Origin of the sequence: Pontibacterium sinense, from assembly GCF_015209595.1 — a bacterium.
Lineage (GTDB): Bacteria > Pseudomonadota > Gammaproteobacteria > Pseudomonadales > Balneatricaceae > Pontibacterium > Pontibacterium sinense.
Window position 1 is genome coordinate 178,748 of sequence record NZ_JADEYS010000005.1, and the last position, 17,777, is coordinate 196,524.

A 17,777-nucleotide genomic window follows, 5' to 3' on the forward strand; every position below is an offset into this window, starting at 1 on the left:
TCCGGCGTTGGGGGGGTCAGGCTTTGCGCTTAACTGCAATGTCAGCCAGTTGCTTCAGTGTGTCTTTAAAGGAGCTGTCGGCCAATACGTCGAGTGCGGCGATGGCTTTGTCGGCTTCTTCTTGTGCGCGGGTCTGGGTGTAGGTAATGGCGCCTGTCTGGCGTACGATCGCCATGATGGGTTCCAGATCTTCCAGTCCACCCTTGCGGATTGCCTGACGAATCAGCTGGCGTTCTTCGTCATTGCCTTCACGCATGGCATGAATCAGTGGCAATGTTGGTTTGCCTTCGGCCAGATCGTCACCGACGTTTTTGCCCATCTCTTCTGCGGTGGATAGATAGTCCATTACATCATCGATCAGCTGGAACGCAATGCCCAGGTGTCGGCCATACAGTCGCAAGGCTTCGCGCTGTTCGGCGGAGCAGTCCGCTAGAATTGCGCCTGATTCGGTGGCGGCTTCGAACAGCATCGCAGTTTTGCCCAGAATGACCTGCATGTAAGAGTCTTCTGTGGTGTCCGGGTTTTTTGCGTTCAGTAGCTGCAGGACTTCGCCTTCGGCGATCACGTTGGTGGCATTTGAGATGACCTGCATGATATCCATGCTGCCAATCTCAACCATCACCTGAAATGCGCGGGAATAAAGAAAGTCGCCTACCAGTACGCTAGGAGCGTTGCCCCAGCGCGCATTGGCGGTGTCTTTGCCGCGGCGTAAATCTGAATTATCAACAACATCGTCATGCAACAGCGTGGCGGTGTGAATGAATTCAATGATTGCGGCAAGTGGGATGTGCTTGTCGCCATTGTAACCGCAGGCATTTGCACTCAGCAGTACCAGCAGTGGGCGGAGGCGCTTACCGCCACTTTCTACGATGTAGTGGCCGATTTTCTCAACCAGCGGGACGTTGGAGCCCAGGTGGTTGACGATGTAATCGTTGACGGCTTCGAACTGTGGTTCGACTTGTGGATTTAGCTGATGTGGCTGCATGGCGTATATATATACATATAGGAGTATGGCCGCATGCTAGGGACAGTGGCGGGCGGTGTCAAGGATAGAGGTCAAGAGTTGCTCAATGTTGTTAACTGCTATATAATCGCGCGCCCTAGTTCATCCAAATTAAGCTCCCTACCATATGGGTTGGCCATTAGAAGTAGGTCGTTTTTTAAACAGTAGCCGGATGAGCTGAATATACGGAGAAAATCATGTACGCAGTAATTGTTAGCGGCGGCAAGCAGTACCGAGTTCAGGAAGGTCAAACCCTGAAACTGGAAAAGCTGGCAGTTGAGCAGGGCGCGAATGTTGAATTCGATCGCGTTTTGCTGGTTGGCAACGGTGACGACATTAAAGTCGGTGCGCCAGTTGTTGAAGGTGCTAAGGTAACCGCTGAGGTTGTTGAGCACGGTCGCGGTAAGAAAGTTCATATTCTGAAGTTCAAGCGCCGTAAGCATCACATGAAACGTCAGGGCCACCGTCAGTGGTTCACTGAAGTTAAAATTACTGGCATTAACGCCTAATTTTAATCTGACTGGAGAATAGATAATGGCTCATAAGAAGGCCGCGGGTTCTACTCGCAACGGTCGCGACTCCGAGTCGAAACGTCTTGGTGTTAAGCGTTTCGGTGGTCAGGTTGTGACTGCAGGCAGCATCCTGGTTCGTCAGCGCGGTACTAAGTTCCACGCTGGTACAAACGTAGGTTGCGGCAAAGATCACACTCTGTTTGCTAAAGCAGACGGCGTAGTGAAGTTTGAAGTTAAAGGTCCTCATAAGCGTAAGTACATCACTATCGAAACTGCGTGATAAGGCCTTTTCCTTGCAAAAAGCTCCGCTCAGGCGGAGCTTTTTTGTTTGTGCGTTTTACCTTGCTCCAGCTTATATAATGAACTGGAGAACAAAACCTTTCGGGGGTCCCAAATGAAATTTGTCGATGAAGTGATGATTACAGTAGAAGCCGGTAAGGGAGGCAATGGCTGTATGAGCTTTCGGCGTGAAAAATATATCCCGAAAGGTGGTCCTGACGGCGGTGACGGCGGTGACGGTGGCTCTGTGTATTTTGAAGCCAGTGAGTCCCTGAATACGTTGGTCGATTTTCGCTTCACCCGTCGCTTTAAAGCGGATAATGGGCAGGGCGGTATGAGTCGGGATTGTACCGGGGCAAAAGGTGAAGACCTGGTATTGGAGGTGCCGGTGGGTACGACCATTATCGATACAGATACAGATGAAGTGTTGATCGATCTGACTGAGATTGGTCAGCGCGAAAAGATTGCCCAAGGTGGTTTTCATGGCTTAGGTAATACGCGCTTTAAAAGCAGTGTAAACCGCGCACCACGTCAGACGACGAAAGGGTCGATTGGTGAGACGCGTAACCTGAAACTGGAGCTTAAGATTCTGGCGGATGTGGGTTTGCTGGGGCTGCCCAATGCAGGTAAGTCGACCTTTATTCGTGCGGTGTCTGCGGCTAAGCCAAAAGTGGCTAACTATCCGTTTACCACGTTGGTGCCGAATCTGGGTGTGGTGCGTATCGAGAAGCATCGTAGCTTTGTGATTGCGGATATTCCGGGCATCATCGAAGGCGCGGCCGAAGGGGCGGGTCTGGGTATTCGCTTCCTCAAGCATTTGGCGCGTAACCGTCTATTGCTGCATATTGTTGATATGGCTCCGTGGGATGGGGTTTCTCCGGCGGAAGCGGCCGAGGTTGCCGTAGGTGAGCTGGAGAAGTTCAGTGGTACGCTGGCTGAGCAGCCGCGTTGGCTGGTCTTGAATAAGCTGGATATGGTGCCAGAGGCTGAGCGCGAAGAGCGCTGTCAGTCGGTGATTGATGCGCTGAACTGGGAAGGTCCTGTGTATCGTATTTCTGCGATCAGTAAAGAAGGTACTGATCTGCTGGCGCGTGAGATTCAGACCTTTCTGGACGATCGGTTGTATGCGATTGAAGAAGATCCGAGCATACTGGATCAGGAGCATGCGATTCGCGAGCAGATTGATGTCGAGGCGCGTTCGCGTATTGAAGAGTTGCGCTTGTCTCGTGGTCGGGCGGAAGCAGCAGATGATGTGGATGACTACGACGACGATGATTACGATATCGAAGTCGAATGGGTGCGGGAATAGGATTGAGGTACGTTTGTGACATCTGAACGCCAACAGTTAGTCAAAGGAAAGCGCTGGGTCGTCAAAATTGGTAGCGCCTTGCTGACCAATGATGGTCAGGGGTTGGATCATGAGGCGATTGCGCATTGGGTGGAGCAGCTGGCTGCTTTGCGTGCGCAGGGCATGGAGATCGTATTGGTCTCCTCAGGGTCGGTTGCAGAAGGTATGACGCGTCTGGGTTGGTCTGATCGCCCGAATGAGGTGTTTAAGCTTCAGGCGGCTGCGGCGGTAGGTCAGATGGGTCTGGTGCAGGCATATGAGGCTAACTTCCAGCGTCATGGTATGCATACTGCGCAGATTCTCCTGACCCATGAGGATCACTCTGATCGTAAGCGTTATCTGAATGCGCGTGCGACATTGCGTACTCTGCTTGATCTGGGTGTCGTGCCGGTTGTTAACGAAAACGATACCGTGGTGACCAATGAGATTCGCTTTGGGGATAACGATACCCTGGGAGCATTGGTGGCCAATCTGGTCGAAGCGGATGGCTTGGTAATCCTGACGGATCAGCGTGGTCTGTATAAAGAGGATCCGCGCAATAATCCGAACGCGGAATTTGTCTCTGAGGGGCGTGCCGGGGATGAGGCGCTTGAGGCAATGGCTGGCGGTGGTGGCAAGCTGGGTCGTGGTGGTATGGCGACTAAGGTGCGTGCGGCGAAGCTGGCGGCCCGCTCAGGTGCTGTGACGGTCATTGCCAGTGGTCGCGAGGACAATCTGCTGACGCGCTTGCGCGGTGGTGAGAGTGTAGGGACCTTGCTGGTGCCTGATCAGCAGCCTGAGGCGGCACGTAAGCAGTGGATTGCGGGTCATTTGCAGGCAAAAGGAACGCTGGTCCTGGATCCGGGTGCTGTTAAGGCGCTAAAAGAACGTGGTAAGAGTTTGCTGCCTGCGGGTGTAAAAAGCGTTAAAGGTAATTTCTCTCGCGGTGAGATGGTGCTGATGGTCGATGAGAATGACTACATCGTCGCCCGTGGGTTGGTGAATTACGGTATTGATGCCGCGCGTAAAATTATTGGTAAGCCAAGTTCACAGATCGAAACTATCCTTGGATTCATCGGGGAAGAGGAGTTGGTGCATCGTGATAATCTGGCGCTCAGCAGTCGTGTGTCTTCCTGAGTCTCAAGCTTAACGTCCGGTAATTTCTGGCAGGGCGCTTGTCCTGCCAATGCTGTCCTTCAATATGTCTCTACTTCTCTACTTCTCTACTTCTCTACTTCTCTACTTCTTATGCTCTGCGCTCTTGGTGGGTTTGTTGCGCAGTTTGGGTGTAGTTGCTTTGGCGGGTTTTGCGTAAATGGCAGGCACAAAAAAACCGGCAGAAGCCGGTTTTTTTAGAAAGCAGTTTGGTAATTAAACCAGTGCTTTAATACGCGCGTTCAAGCGGCTCTTGGTGCGAGCAACTTTAGACTTGCTGAAGATGCCTTTGTTCACGGAAGCATCCATGATTGGCTGAGCGACTTTCAGCGCTGCATTAGCTGCAGCCTGATCACCACTATCGATAGCAGTAACTACTTTCTTGATGTAAGTACGCACCATGGAGCGCAGGCTAGCGTTGTGCTGGCGACGCTTTTCCGCCTGGCGAGCGCGTTTACGAGATCCTGCGGAATTTGCCACAGTCCGACTCCTTAAACGTTATCTAATAAAAAATGTTCGTTGATATCGCAAGAGCAGATACCAAAAAACGAGAGGCGAGATTATTCACATTTGTGGAAGTGGTGTCAACAAAAGGATGAGCATTTTTAAGGGGGCAAAGGTATTATTGCCGCAGTTAAGCCCTCTGAGGATAGATTTTTGGATACACAGAAGGAAAAGCCAACCCCGGCGGACCCTAAAGCACCTAAGCCATCCAGTTTGTTAAGGTCCAGTGGTGTGGTGGGTATTATGACCATGCTATCCCGTATTTTAGGGCTGGTGCGTGATGTGGTGGTGGCGAACTATTTTGGCGCGTCCGGCAGTGCTGACGCCTTCTTTGTAGCGTTCAAAATTCCCAATTTTCTACGTCGATTGTTTGCCGAAGGGGCTTTTTCGCAGGCGTTTGTCCCGGTGTTGTCTGAATACCGCACGCAGCGTGATCATCTGGCGGTCAAGGCACTGATCGATCGGGTAGCGGGCACATTGGGCGCTACGCTGATTACCGTGACGCTGATCGCGATGTTGGGTGCACCGCTACTGACCGCATTGTTTGCCCCCGGATTTTATATAGCGGGTGGTGAAAAATTTGAGCTAGCAGCATCGATGCTGCGGATTACGTTCCCTTATCTGCTGCTGATTTCGCTGACGGCCTTTGCGGGCGCAATTCTGAACAGCTATGAGCGTTTTGCGGTGCCTGCGTTTACCCCGGTGCTGCTCAACGTAACGCTGATCAGTTCTGCTGTCTTTCTTTCGCCGCTGTTTGATCCGCCGATTCTGGCGCTGGCCTGGGGGGTCATGATTGCGGGTGTGGTACAGCTGGTGTTCCAGTTGCCGTTTCTAGCGCGCTTGCGGTTACTGCCCTGCCCGGTGGTGGACCGGACCGATGAAGGCGTGCGTCGCATTCTTAAGCTGATGTTGCCCGCGTTGTTTGGGGTTTCGGTGACGCAGATAAACCTGCTGCTGGATACGGTGCTGGCGTCCTTCCTGCAAACCGGCAGTGTGTCCTGGCTTTACTACTCTGATCGTTTGGCTGAACTGCCGTTGGGTGTTTTTGGTATCGCCATTGCAACCGTCATTCTGCCAAGTCTGTCACGCAAGCACGCGACAAAATCAGCGGAACATTTTTCGAACACCCTTGATTGGGCGATGCGCATGGTGCTCTTGATCGGAATGCCTGCCGCGGTTGCCCTGTTTATTCTGGCCGGGCCAATGATAGTGACCTTGTTTCACTATGGCGCTTTGACTGACCGTGATGTGCATATGGCCTCCATGAGTTTGCAGGCTTACGCCTGCGGCGTGATGGCCTTTATGCTGATCAAGGTATTAGCGACTGGCTATTTCTCCCGTCAGGATACGAAGACGCCCGTTAAAATTGGTATTCAGGCCGCCATTGCCAATATGGTGCTTAACCTGATTCTGATCGGACCGTTGCAGCATGTGGGGTTGGCGGCGGCTACGTCGATGTCGGCATTCCTTAATGCGGGCCTGTTGCTGCACGGGTTGTTACGGGCAGGTGTGTTTCAGTGGCAGCCGGGCTGGAGCATTATTTTGTTTCGCTTGGTGCTGGCGAATGCCGCGATGGGGGCGGTATTGCTCTGGCTAGCAGGTGATCTGCAGCAGTGGCTGGAGTGGGGTGTTATGGACCGTGCCTGGAATATGGGGGTGCTGGTAGTGAGTGGTGCAGGCATCTATGTATTGGTGTTGGTGTTAATGGGGATGCGGCCTTCGCATCTGAAAAATTCCGGTTGATACGCTTGCAAGTCACGTAACTCTCTGATTGTAGAGGTACTCGCAGGCGCACAATTAGGCTATAATTCGCCGTTTGTTTTTGGGGCTTGGCTGTTGTACTGATGGAACTCATTCGAGGATTACATAATCTGCGCGACAAACACCGGGGCTGTGTGGCCACTATCGGCAATTTTGATGGTGTGCATTTAGGTCATCGCCGGGTACTCGAGCAGGTTAAGGCCAAAGCCAAAGAGCTGGGATTGCCCTCGGTTGCGATTACGTTTGAGCCGCAGCCGCGAGAATTTTTTGCCGGAGATAAAGCGCCTCCACGGCTGACGCGTTTCGACGAGAAGGTCCGCTTGCTGCAGGCAGAGAATATCGACCGCGTGTTATGCCTGACGTTTAACAAACGGCTGCAGTCGATGTCGGCGGATGCGTTCATCAACCAGCTGCTGCTCAAAGGGCTTGAGGTGAAGCACTTTGTCGTTGGTGATGACTTCCGTTTTGGTTGTGATCGCGCGGGCGACTATAAAATGCTGCGTAACACCGGCGATCAGCACGGCTTTTCTGTGGTGAATACCGCGACTTTCCTGATGGATGGGGAGCGGGTCAGCAGTACACGTATACGTACAGCACTAGCGCAGAACGATTTCGCATTGGCGGAAAGCTTGCTGGGGCGCCGTTACACCGTCACAGGCCGAGTGTTGCATGGACAAAAACTGGGACGTCAATTGGGTGTCCCCACCGCAAACATTCGTATGCACCGCTTCCCGTGTCCGATGAAGGGCGTTTATGCGGTGCGGGTGGCGATGCCCGATGGTAGCTACGAGCGGGGTGTTTGCAACGTAGGCCCGCGTCCTACCGTTAACGGTATTCAGCCCGTACTGGAAGTGCACTTGCTGGATTATCAGGGCCATCTCTACGGACAGCTACTCAGCGTAGAATTTTTAGAATTTATCCGCGCCGAACAGAAGTTCGACGGACTGGAACAGCTTAAAAAACAGATTTTTGCAGATATCGATCAGGCGCGCGCTTACTTTGCGTGATGCACCTGAACATCAATCCGGAAGCGACAGATCATGACCGATTACAAAGCGACACTGAACTTGCCTAAAACGGCATTCCCGATGCGAGGCAATCTGGCCCAGCGCGAACCAAAAATGCTGAAGCGCTGGCAGGAGATGGACCTGTATCAGAAGATTCGTGAGGTTAGCAAAGGTCGTAAGAGCTTCATTCTGCACGATGGCCCTCCGTACGCAAACGGCGATATTCACATCGGTCACGCCGTGAACAAAATCCTCAAGGATATGATTATCAAGTCCCGTACTCTGGCGGGCTTTGATGCGCCATACGTGCCGGGCTGGGATTGCCACGGGTTGCCCATCGAACACAAAGTTGAAACCAAATTCGGTAAAGCCGGCGCCAAACTGAGCCATAAAGAGTTTCGTCAGAAGTGCCGTGCTTATGCCAGCAGGCAGGTTGATGGTCAGAAAGCGGATTTCGTACGTCTGGGTGTTCTGGGTGACTGGGACAATCCATACCTGACGATGAACTTCGATACTGAAGCGAACATCATCCGTGCACTGGGTCGTATTGCTGAAAACGGTCATCTGGTGAAGGGTTACAAGCCGGTTTACTGGAGTGTTGTTGGTGGTTCTGCACTGGCGGAAGCGGAAGTTGAATATCAGGACAAAACCTCCACCGCGATCGACGTGCGTTATGCACCGGTTGATGCGGCTGATTTCCTGGGGCGTTTTGAGCAGGAAAACGGTGGCGGTGAAGGTAACGTCTCTGTGGTTATCTGGACCACTACGCCATGGACCTTGCCATCGAGTCAGGCCGTATCTCTGAATGCCGAGCTGGATTACGTGCTGGTACAGGCGGATCTGGGTCTGGGTCAGGAACGCGTTTTGCTGGCAGAAGGTCTGGTTGAGTCTGCGATGCAGCGTTACGGTGTGGACAGCTACAGCATTGTTGCCCGCTGTAAAGGTCAGGCGCTGGAAAACAGCCCGCTGCAGCACCCGTTTGTCGCTGAGCGCACAACGCCGGTAATTCTGGGTGACCACGTAACACTGGATGCCGGTACGGGCGCAGTACATACCGCACCGGATCACGGCGTGGAAGACTTTGAGGCAGGTCGTCGTTACGGTATCGGTACACTGAATCTGGTCAGCGATAACGGTGTCTTTGTTGAAGGTGCCGGGCAGTTTGCCGGACAGCATGTATACAAAGTGGATGACGCTGTTGTTGAGGTTCTGAAAGAGAATCACGCGCTGATTCTGGAACATAAGTTCCAGCACAGCTACCCACACTGCTGGCGTACTAAAACACCGCTGATCTACCGTGCGACACCGCAGTGGTTTATCAGCATGGAAGAGAAAGGTCTGAAGGCCGATGCGCTGACTGCGATCAAAGGTGTGGAGTGGTTCCCGGCCTGGGGTCAGAACCGCATCGAAGCGATGGTTGAGCAGAGCCCGGACTGGTGTGTCTCCCGTCAGCGTACCTGGGGTGTGCCAATCACTCTGTTTATCCACAAAGAAACTCAGCAGCTGCATCCAAAAACGGCTGAGCTGATTGAGCAGGTTGCCCTGCGTGTGGAAAAAGAAGGGATTGATGCGTGGTTTGATCTGGATGCGGCTGAGCTGCTGGGTGATGAAGCTGAGCAGTACTCTAAAGTGACCGATACGCTGGATGTGTGGTTTGACTCCGGTGTGACGCACTGCTCTGTACTGGATACCCGTGAAGGTCTGCATTCACCTGCCGATCTGTATCTGGAAGGATCTGATCAGCACCGTGGCTGGTTCCAGTCTTCCCTGAAAACCGGTATCGCAATCAAAGGTGAAGCGCCTTACAAACAGGTTCTGACACACGGCTTCACCGTGGATGGTCAGGGTCGCAAGATGTCCAAGTCCATCGGTAACGTTGTTGCGCCGCAGGAAGTGATGAACAAATACGGTGCAGATATCCTGCGCTTGTGGGTTGCATCCACCGATTACAGCGGTGAAATGACCTGTTCTGATGAGATCCTGAATCGTGCAGCGGATGCCTATCGTCGTATCCGTAACACGGCGCGTTTCCTGCTGTCGAACCTGAGTGGTTTCAATCCGGAAACGGATCTGGTTGCAGCAGAAGAGATGGTTGCACTGGATCGCTGGGCGGTTGATCGTGCGGCACGCCTGCAGAAAGAGCTGGAAGGTCATTACGACCGGTATGAATTCCTGAACGTATATCAGAAAATCTCTCACTTCTGTTCGCAGGAGCTGGGTGGTTTCTATCTGGATATCATCAAGGACCGTCAGTACACCGCAGCGACCGATGGCGTAGCACGTCGTTCTTGTCAGACCGCGCTGTACCATATCGTTGAAGCACTGACCCGCTGGATTGCACCGATCCTCAGCTTCACGGCTGATGAGATTCTGGAACAGATCCCAGGCGAGCATGACGAATCTGTGCTGCTGGGTACCTGGTATGAGAATCTGGCCGAATTGTCTGATGATGCGCAGATGGGGCGTGACTTCTGGAATCAGGTGATGGCTGTGAAAACAGCGGTCAACAAAGAGCTGGAAACCCGTCGTACAGAAGGTCTGATTGGCTCCAGTCTGGAAGCAGAAGTGACGTTGTACTGCAGTGAAGAGCTGAAAGCGACGCTGGATCTGTTGGGTGATGAGCTGCGCTTTGTCTTGCTGACCTCTAAAGCGGCGGTTGCGACTTCTACTGAAGCGGCCGACGCACAGGCGACTGACGTAGACGGTTTGCAGGTGAGTGTAGCGAAAACCGCACACGAAAAATGTGATCGCTGCTGGCACCACCGTGAAGATGTGGGTGCGAACGCTGAACACGAAGCATTGTGTGGTCGTTGCGTAGAGAATATCACCGGTGAAGGTGAAAGCCGCAGCTTTGCATAAGGACTTCGGTTGATGTCTGCCGCTTCGCAAAAGAGTTCGCTGATCTGGCTATGGTTGGCGGTGGTTATTGTCGTCCTGGACCTGTGGTCCAAGTTTGTGACCAATACCTCGCTGGATTACGGTGTACCGGTGGAGATTCTGCCGGTCTTTGATCTGCGTCTTTCCTACAATACGGGCGCTGCATTCAGCTTTCTGGCGGATGCCGGTGGCTTGCAGCGCTGGTTCTTTGTGGCCGTTGCCGTGGGTGTCAGCGCCATGCTGGTGGTGTGGATGAAGCGTACACCCCGCTGGCAGTGGTGGGTTGGTATTGCTCAGGCTCTGGTTCTGGGTGGGGCGTTAGGCAATCTTTACGACCGGGTGGTGCAGGGGTATGTCATCGACTTTATCTCACTGCACTACGGCGAGTACTATTTTGCCGTGTTTAATCTGGCCGATGTGGCCATCTCTGTCGGCGCGACATTATTGATCATTGATATGCTGTTTCTGGAAGGTAAGTTCCGGGACAGAAACGAAACAGAAGGTGAAGCATGAGCGAACAGATCATTGGTCCGGGTAAAACCGTGACTCTGCACTTTGCGATCAAACTGGAAGATGGTCAGGTTGTTGATTCTAACTTTGAAGGACAGCCAGCAACATTTACCGTGGGCGATGGCAACCTGCCAGAAGGGTTCGAGCAGGCTTTATTTGGTTTGGTAGAAGGGGCAAAAGATTCCCTGCAGATCTCACCGGAGCATGCCTTTGGGATGCCAAACCCAAGCAATGTCCAGCGCTTTCCGCGTACCCAGTTTGAAGATATGAAACTGGAGAAAGGTCTGGTGATCACTTTTCAGGACGCCAAGCAGGGTGAGCTGCCAGGTGTGATCGATCGTTTTGATGAGCAATCGGTGCATGTTGATTTTAACCACCCGCTGGCTGGCCGTGAGCTGAGCTTTGAGGTGGCGATCCTGTCGGTAGCTGACGCGAGCTAAGCCTTCCGGGGCATAAAAAAACCGATGCCGTTGCATCGGTTTTTTTATGTCTGATATATCAATTTGCCCCTTTGTTTTACCTTCTTTCGCCTGCCTTCACGTACTTCCCGCCTTTCTTAAGCCCCTTTTTTAATCGAGTGTTTTTTGATCAGGAGCAGATTCCGTCTATTTTTTACGTCGTCGTATGGCGGGACTTGAAGGCAGCGACTAGACTATTTCACTACGAAGAAAGTATTAGTTTAGGCCTTGTTCAAAAATGAAGAAATTTGATGGTTTTACGTTGATAGAGTTACTGATCGTACTGTCGATTATCGTGATTCTCTCCACAATCGTAATGCCCAATTTCGGACCGTTTGTTCAGCAGAGCCGAATGGATTCGATTCAAAACCGGTTACTCGCCAGTGTTTCACTGGCAAGAGCAGAGGCGATACGCCAGGACGTGCAAGTAACCGTGTGTGCGCGTAACAACACCGAAAATATGGCGAACTACACCTGTGGCAGTAACTGGGCCAACGGTTGGGCAGTTATTGCGGGTAGTTCGGCGGTGCGGGTTGAAGATGCACCTGCAAATGCCATTGCGGTCAGTGGAAGTAATATTACGTTTAAGAGCTCAGGGCTTCTCAGTAGCGGTAATGATGTCTGCTTTTCTGCCGATGATGGCAATGGAGATACTGATGTACGGTATCTGCAGGTCAATCAGTTCGGCAGAATCCGGGCCTGGGATGGAGCGCAGAATGATGGTGTCTGTGGGTCCGATGGGTGAACGTGGTTACACCCTGATCGAAGTGTTGGTCGCATTGTTACTCACATCTCTGGGGTTGATGGGAATGGCAGGGTTGCAGGTGGTTTCCCTAAAACAGAATCAGAGCGCTTATATGCGCAGCCAGGCGACAATTCTGGCGTATGACATTATCGATAGAATGCGCGCCAACGTTGCTGCGGTCGAGAATGGTAACTATTTTCTCGCCTCTGGTACGGAAGACAGTGACTGTGAAACGACCGCGGGCTGCACTGATGCGGAGATGGCGGCGCATGATGTATTTCGTTGGCAGGCACGGTTGGCGGAAGAGCTACCTTTAGGGAGTGGTTTAGTGTGTCGTGATACTGACCCTGATGACAGTACCGATGGTGATATAACAACCCCGGCATGTGGTACCAGTACCGACACTGATCTGCCCATTGTGGTGTATGTCTGGTGGAATGATGAACGTGCCAGCAATGCCGTTTCAACACGTTTGGCGGTCAGCGCGAGCTTATGAAACTGTTAGGTAGATTAAACCGTAAGCGGCAGCAGGGGCTGTCGATGATTGAGCTGATGGTTGCCTTGCTGATCGGTACGTTGTTGACGGCGGCCGTTCTGCAGATGTTTCTTGGCAGCCGTACGACATACGCTATGCAAAGTGCACTGGCGACGATGCAGGAGAATGCCCGCTTCGCGGTTGAGTTCCTGTCGCGGGATCTGCGCAAGGCGGGGTATACCGGGTGTTCCACGAATACAACAATTGCCAATACGCTGCGTGACAGCAGTAACAGTGACGAAATCTACGCCCAGTACGACATGTCTGCACCTGTCTCGCTTGAGGATAACTACAGCGTTGCTGCGGGTACCAGTATACCGTTACCCACATCCGCTTCACCTACCGCTGGTACCGATATTGTGAGTGTGAAGTTTGCTGATGGTGAAGGTAGCTGCACGGTGGAAAGCCATGTAGCGGCTTCGGCTACCATTCATTGCTACGCCAATCACGATTACCAGAAAGGCCAGGTACTGTTGATCTCGGACTGTTCTCATTCAGCGATTTTCCAGCAGAGCAATACGGTCAACACGAACAGCCAGACCAAGCAGGTCAATCACAATACCGGTCAGGCAGTGCCGGGAAATTGTACGAAAGGGCTGGGATTGCCAGTGGATTGTTCGACTACCCTGGGAACTGCATACACCTTTCCCACTGGGGCTACGGTGCAACTATATAAAAACTACACCTACTACATTGATGACAATGACTTCGGCTCGCCAGCCCTGCACCGTTCTGCCATCAGCTTAACCAGTGGTACCGCAGCACTGGCTGAGCAGGAATTGGTTGAAGGTGTAGAAGATATGCAGATCACCTACGGCATCGATAATGATGATGATGGCGATGCAGATTATTACGTGGCGGCAGATACCAACGGCGATGGTGTTGAAGATCTGGACGTGACTGAGGTCGTTGCCATCCGTGTCAGCCTGCTGATGCGCAGTATTGAGAACAATGTGCTCTCGAGTGCGCAGACATACAGTTATAACGGGGCAACGGTTACCGCAACGGACAGACGCTTACGCAAAGTGTTTACGGCAACCATTACCCTGCGTAACCGGGTGATCTAGATGAGTGAGATAAAAAAGCAGCAAGGCGCAGTGCTGATTGTGTCGATGATTTTTCTGGTGATCATGACGCTGATAGGGATGGCAGGTCTTGAAGTGACCGGATTGGAAGAGAAGATGGCGGCGCAGTCACGCGACCGGCAGATGGCGTTTGAGGCTGCAGAAGCGGCGTTACATGACGGCGAAGCGTATTTGGAGTCAGTTGTGACCATGCCTGCGTTCAATGGTAGTAACGGTCTGTACAGCCCGAAAACCGATGGCACCAACAATTGGGATGACTGGTCTGCGTTGGGGACCAGTGTCCGGACCATGCGTTCCCAAGTAACGGATGCGGATAAAAAAGGCTTTGCGCAATTATCAGCATTTTCGACCTATATCATCGAGGAGTTAGCGGCGTCGGCACCAGACGACAGTAAGGAAGCGGGAAAAGCGATCGAAAAACGCCGTTATTACCGTATTACCGCCCGCGCAGTCGGGCTGAGTTCGTCATCCGAAGTGAAATTACAGTCAGTCTATAAACGTTAACCGCAGGAACTGAAACTATGAACAGGATCTTCCGGATGCGATTGGGGTATCTGTCGCTGCCCATCGTCATGTTTCTTCCCTCGTTCTCGGCGGCTGAGCTTTCACAGACCCCGCTTTATCTGACGACATCGGTTAAACCGAACATTTTTTTTCTGGTGGATGATTCCGGCAGCATGGATTGGGAGGTGCTGAAATCAACCGATGCCAACGCCATCTCTATCTACGACAGTTACCCTAATAGCGGCAATGTTGATATTACGCCGACCCGCGAAGATCGCGATGAGATTTTGGAATCCTGCGCAGGCTATAACGTCTTGTATTACGATCCAAGCAAGACCTATATACCTTGGGAAGGGGTGGACGAAGACGGTAACGCTTATGCTGATCAGTTGATTACCGCTGCCCGTATGGATCCTTATGATGCTAACGGTTCAACCAAAGACCTTACCGACGATGAGGGATACGGTGATCCGCCAGGTTATATGATCTGGGCGGACGACGGAGACGGCGTTTTCGAATTGGATGAGTGTCCTGACCCCGGACGCTCCGGATATGACTACGTTAACCAGTTTGTGGCTACCACATCCGGTTTTGGCGTGAATACCGTCATGACCGCCGCCCAGCAAACAAATTTTGCCAATTGGTACACCTACTATCGTAAGCGTGAATATGTGATCAAGGCGGCGCTGCTGAGCATTACGAATAACTCTGAACAGCGTTTGGGATTGGCGACTTTGCATCGTAATAACAGTGTCGACTTTCCTGTCGCTGACCTGGCTACGGGTAGCAATAAAACCGATCTGATGACCCAGATCTCAAGTATTGGATCCAGTGGGAACACGCCACTACGCTCAAAGCTTGCGCAAGTCGGTGAATACTTTAAGGGGACTACATCAACTTCACTGTTTGGCTCAGCTCAGGCAACGCCAATTCTTTCTGAAGCGTCTGGCGGGGCCTGTCAGCAAAACTTTTCGGTAGTGATGTCGGATGGTTACTGGAACGGCAGCGCACCCAGTGTGGGTAATGCTGACCGGGGTTCGACCAGTGACGGGGATGCAAATGATTCGGAATACGATGGCGGTGTGTACCGCGATCAATATAACGGTGTATCCAATACGCTGGCTGATGTTGCGATGCATTACTACGAAACGGATCTCAGCACACTGGATAATAAAGTACCGGGCACGCCCGATGACAGCAACACCCGGCAACACTTAGTGACCTATACCGTTGCGTTTGGTGTGAATGGCACGCTGAGCAGTAATCCGGATGCCAACGCCACCAGTTTTGATTGGCCTACACCGGTCAGTGATCAGAGTACCACCATCGATGATATGCGCCACGCGGCGTGGAACGGACGGGGAGAATTCCTTAGTGCGGATGATCCGCAGACATTGATTAACGCTTTCACGACCGCCATTGCCAGTATTGAGTCCCGCACCTCCAGTGCGGCAACCGTTGCGACTAACTCAACTCGGCTGGATGCGAACTCCAAAATTTATCAGGCACGATTTAACAGTGGTGAATGGAGCGGTCAGTTCCGTGCTTATGCTCTGAACTCCACCACCGGAGATGTGGGAACCTTGCAGTGGGATGCGGCAGACCTGATTCCGTCAGCCAGTGCGCGTAAAGTCTATAGCAGCCATAGCAATACGGGTTTCTCGTTTGATACCACATCATGGGATGGCGGACTCTTTAGTACTTCGCAGATGAGCGCACTGAATGCATTAGGTGGTACCACTGATAACCGAGGACGGGATCGGGTTAATTACCTGCGCGGTGATACTGCCTACGAAGGCACTGACTTTCGGACGCGTGCCGGACGGTTAGGCGACATTGTGCACTCGGACCCGGTATTTGCTTTCAATGAGAGTTTTGATTACTACGGTGTAGCCCCTACGGTCAGCGTTGGTGGGGTGGCGACAGATAGTTACTACGTCTACCTGACTGACGACAGCACGGATACTAATAAAGCGGCACGAGACTCGATGCTGTATGTGGGGGCCAATGATGGGATGTTGCATGCTATGCGTGCCGAAGGAGCGGTGGGGACTATTGAAACCCCCTGTAACGTTGCGACTGCGGATTGCGAAGGGGAGGAGATGTTTGCCTATGTTCCTAAGGCGCTGTATTCCAAACTGAGTAATCTGTCGGATACCAATTACAGTCATACCTATTATGTAGATGGTTCAGTCCGTATTGCTGATGCCTATTTTGATTATAACGATGATGGTGTGTCGGATACGACGCGCTGGGGGACAGTATTGGTCGGGTTGCTGGCCGGTGGTGGTCAGGGTGTTTACGCGCTGGACGTATCCGCCCCGTTTAGTTTTTCAGCCAAAGATGTGTTGTGGGATCTGGACAGTACCGATCTGGCGGAGTTGGGATACACCTTTGGTAACGCTTCAGTGGTGAAACTACCGGATGGTACTTGGGCGGCGATCTTTGGAAACGGCTATGAGAGCGCAAACCATAAAGCCGGTCTCTATATCGTTAATATGGAAGATCCCAGCGACGTCGTCTTTATCGACACAGAAGCAGATGGTACCGCCGGTTCGCCAAACGGCTTGTCCTCTCCACTGCCAGTGGATACCAATAACGACAAAATAGCCGATGCTGTATACGCGGGAGATCTCTACGGTAATCTCTGGAAGTTCGATCTGAGCAGTAGCAACCGTAATGGATGGGACGTGGCGTTTAAGCAGGGCAGTACCCCAAAACCACTGTATCGGGCGTGTACCAGCGACGACTGCAGCAGCCCGCAACCAATTACATCGCGACCGGAAGTGGCCGATCATACCCAGGGCGGGCTGATGGTGCTCTTTGGTACGGGCCGTTATATTTCAACCAGTGATCCATCAACTACTCAGATGCAGACCTTTTATGGTATTCGCGATAACGGTTCCGCCGTCACTAATCGCAGTGCATTACAGGTACAGGATATTCTCACCGAATTTTATGTGGCTGCCAGTGATACCGATTATCGGGTGACCAGCAATACCCAGGTTGATTACACTGCAAATGATGGCTGGTATCTGGATATGGACTCCAGCAGTTATGTCGGAGAACGTGTGGTTGCCAACCCCATTGTGCGTGGAGGGCGTATTATCTTCACCACGTTGTCGCCGGATACTGAGCCCTGTGAATTTGGCGGCAGTAGCTGGTTAATGGAACTGGATTATGAAAATGGATCGCGTCTTACGGTCTCTCCATTTGATGTGAACGATGATACGGTAATCAATTCATCTGATTTTGTGACCGTCACTATCTCTGAAAATGGAGGTCAGGCTTCAGAAGTCACTGTGCCTGTATCCGGACGAAAATCTACGGTGGGTATTGTAAAAACACCTGCTGTTATCTCTACCGGCACTAAAGAGCTGAAGTATTTCTCCGGCTCAAGCGGTGCGGTTGAAACCGTACGTGAATCCAGTGGAGATAAATTGGGGCGCCAGTCCTGGATTCAGTTAAACTGATAGCCTTACCGCAGTAGTTGGCCGTAACAAGGATGTTGGCTT

Annotated in this window: 16 protein-coding genes; 14 read left to right on the forward strand and 2 right to left on the reverse strand. The window is 52.2% G+C overall.

The genetic code is table 11. From position 1 onward, the window contains the following. Positions 1 to 16: 16 nt before the first annotated feature. Positions 17 to 985, reverse strand: a complete 969-nt coding sequence (ispB, locus tag IOQ59_RS06905) for an octaprenyl diphosphate synthase (RefSeq protein ID WP_193952540.1) — start codon at positions 983 to 985, stop codon at positions 17 to 19. 215 nt (positions 986 to 1,200) lie between these two features. Here ispB and rplU point away from each other — a divergent pair, with 215 nt between their 5' ends. The 4 genes from rplU to proB all read left to right on the forward strand — a co-directional run bounded on the left by rplU (position 1,201) and on the right by proB (position 4,258). Next, the gene (rplU, locus tag IOQ59_RS06910; RefSeq protein ID WP_193952541.1) at positions 1,201 to 1,512 is read left to right on the forward strand and encodes a 50S ribosomal protein L21; all 312 of its coding nucleotides are present in this window, start codon (positions 1,201 to 1,203) and stop codon (positions 1,510 to 1,512) included. Positions 1,513 to 1,537: 25 nt separating this feature from the next. Continuing rightward, positions 1,538 to 1,795 (forward strand): 50S ribosomal protein L27, encoded by a 258-nt coding sequence (gene rpmA, locus IOQ59_RS06915; protein ID WP_193952542.1) that lies wholly within the window; start codon positions 1,538 to 1,540, stop codon positions 1,793 to 1,795. Positions 1,796 to 1,909: 114 nt separating this feature from the next. After that, positions 1,910 to 3,103 (forward strand): Obg family GTPase CgtA, encoded by a 1,194-nt coding sequence (gene cgtA / locus IOQ59_RS06920; protein WP_193952543.1) that lies wholly within the window; start codon positions 1,910 to 1,912, stop codon positions 3,101 to 3,103. Between the two features lie 15 nt (positions 3,104 to 3,118). Further along, complete coding sequence (gene proB, locus IOQ59_RS06925; RefSeq protein ID WP_193952544.1) at positions 3,119 to 4,258, forward strand: glutamate 5-kinase; 1,140 nt, start codon at positions 3,119 to 3,121, stop codon at positions 4,256 to 4,258. A 234-nt stretch (positions 4,259 to 4,492) separates the two neighbouring features. On the opposite strand, the gene rpsT is transcribed toward proB, so the two are convergent. Beyond that, positions 4,493 to 4,756, reverse strand: coding sequence for a 30S ribosomal protein S20 (rpsT, locus tag IOQ59_RS06930; protein WP_193952545.1), 264 nt, complete (start codon positions 4,754 to 4,756; stop codon positions 4,493 to 4,495). Between the two features lie 177 nt (positions 4,757 to 4,933). Here rpsT and murJ point away from each other — a divergent pair, with 177 nt between their 5' ends. From murJ to IOQ59_RS06980, 10 genes are all read left to right on the forward strand, one after another. Continuing rightward, positions 4,934 to 6,523 (forward strand): murein biosynthesis integral membrane protein MurJ, encoded by a 1,590-nt coding sequence (gene murJ, locus IOQ59_RS06935; protein ID WP_228050734.1) that lies wholly within the window; start codon positions 4,934 to 4,936, stop codon positions 6,521 to 6,523. 101 nt (positions 6,524 to 6,624) lie between these two features. Next, positions 6,625 to 7,548: a bifunctional riboflavin kinase/FAD synthetase gene (gene ribF, locus IOQ59_RS06940; RefSeq protein ID WP_193952546.1), complete on the forward strand. Its 924-nt coding sequence runs from the start codon at positions 6,625 to 6,627 to the stop codon at positions 7,546 to 7,548. 33 nt (positions 7,549 to 7,581) lie between these two features. Next, complete coding sequence (gene ileS, locus IOQ59_RS06945; RefSeq protein WP_193952547.1) at positions 7,582 to 10,407, forward strand: isoleucine--tRNA ligase; 2,826 nt, start codon at positions 7,582 to 7,584, stop codon at positions 10,405 to 10,407. A gap of 12 nt (positions 10,408 to 10,419) precedes the next feature. Next, positions 10,420 to 10,938: a signal peptidase II gene (lspA, locus tag IOQ59_RS06950; RefSeq protein WP_193952548.1), complete on the forward strand. Its 519-nt coding sequence runs from the start codon at positions 10,420 to 10,422 to the stop codon at positions 10,936 to 10,938. Then, positions 10,935 to 11,375: an FKBP-type peptidyl-prolyl cis-trans isomerase gene (locus IOQ59_RS06955; protein ID WP_193952549.1), complete on the forward strand. Its 441-nt coding sequence runs from the start codon at positions 10,935 to 10,937 to the stop codon at positions 11,373 to 11,375. Before lspA ends, IOQ59_RS06955 begins: the two co-directional genes overlap by 4 nt. Before the next feature lie 256 nt (positions 11,376 to 11,631). Continuing rightward, complete coding sequence (locus IOQ59_RS06960; protein ID WP_193952550.1) at positions 11,632 to 12,138, forward strand: GspH/FimT family pseudopilin; 507 nt, start codon at positions 11,632 to 11,634, stop codon at positions 12,136 to 12,138. Further along, on the forward strand, positions 12,110 to 12,634 hold the full coding sequence (pilV, locus tag IOQ59_RS06965) for a type IV pilus modification protein PilV (RefSeq protein WP_193952551.1): 525 nt from the start codon (positions 12,110 to 12,112) through the stop codon (positions 12,632 to 12,634). The genes IOQ59_RS06960 and pilV overlap by 29 nt, the downstream gene beginning before the upstream one ends. Then, positions 12,631 to 13,740: a PilW family protein gene (locus IOQ59_RS06970; RefSeq protein WP_228050735.1), complete on the forward strand. Its 1,110-nt coding sequence runs from the start codon at positions 12,631 to 12,633 to the stop codon at positions 13,738 to 13,740. The genes pilV and IOQ59_RS06970 overlap by 4 nt, the downstream gene beginning before the upstream one ends. Further along, a complete protein-coding gene (locus tag IOQ59_RS06975; protein ID WP_193952552.1) occupies positions 13,741 to 14,262 on the forward strand; it encodes a pilus assembly PilX family protein in 522 nt (173 codons plus the stop codon). A gap of 17 nt (positions 14,263 to 14,279) precedes the next feature. Then, positions 14,280 to 17,735: a pilus assembly protein gene (locus IOQ59_RS06980; protein ID WP_193952553.1), complete on the forward strand. Its 3,456-nt coding sequence runs from the start codon at positions 14,280 to 14,282 to the stop codon at positions 17,733 to 17,735. Positions 17,736 to 17,777: the final 42 nt, after the last annotated feature.

Bases quoted from the DNA above. Each gene is read 5' to 3' on its own strand.
- ileS (WP_193952547.1), top strand. From the start codon at position 7,582: ATGACCGATTACAAAGCGACACTGAACTTGCCTAAAACGGCATTCCCG.
- ispB (WP_193952540.1), bottom strand. From the start codon at position 985: ATGCAGCCACATCAGCTAAATCCACAAGTCGAACCACAGTTCGAAGCC.
- IOQ59_RS06955 (WP_193952549.1), top strand. From the start codon at position 10,935: ATGAGCGAACAGATCATTGGTCCGGGTAAAACCGTGACTCTGCACTTT.
- IOQ59_RS06975 (WP_193952552.1), top strand. From the start codon at position 13,741: ATGAGTGAGATAAAAAAGCAGCAAGGCGCAGTGCTGATTGTGTCGATG.
- IOQ59_RS06960 (WP_193952550.1), top strand. From the start codon at position 11,632: ATGAAGAAATTTGATGGTTTTACGTTGATAGAGTTACTGATCGTACTG.
- cgtA (WP_193952543.1), top strand. From the start codon at position 1,910: ATGAAATTTGTCGATGAAGTGATGATTACAGTAGAAGCCGGTAAGGGA.
- rplU (WP_193952541.1), top strand. From the start codon at position 1,201: ATGTACGCAGTAATTGTTAGCGGCGGCAAGCAGTACCGAGTTCAGGAA.
- pilV (WP_193952551.1), top strand. From the start codon at position 12,110: ATGATGGTGTCTGTGGGTCCGATGGGTGAACGTGGTTACACCCTGATC.
- IOQ59_RS06970 (WP_228050735.1), top strand. From the start codon at position 12,631: ATGAAACTGTTAGGTAGATTAAACCGTAAGCGGCAGCAGGGGCTGTCG.
- rpmA (WP_193952542.1), top strand. From the start codon at position 1,538: ATGGCTCATAAGAAGGCCGCGGGTTCTACTCGCAACGGTCGCGACTCC.
- lspA (WP_193952548.1), top strand. From the start codon at position 10,420: ATGTCTGCCGCTTCGCAAAAGAGTTCGCTGATCTGGCTATGGTTGGCG.
- IOQ59_RS06980 (WP_193952553.1), top strand. From the start codon at position 14,280: ATGAACAGGATCTTCCGGATGCGATTGGGGTATCTGTCGCTGCCCATC.
- ribF (WP_193952546.1), top strand. From the start codon at position 6,625: ATGGAACTCATTCGAGGATTACATAATCTGCGCGACAAACACCGGGGC.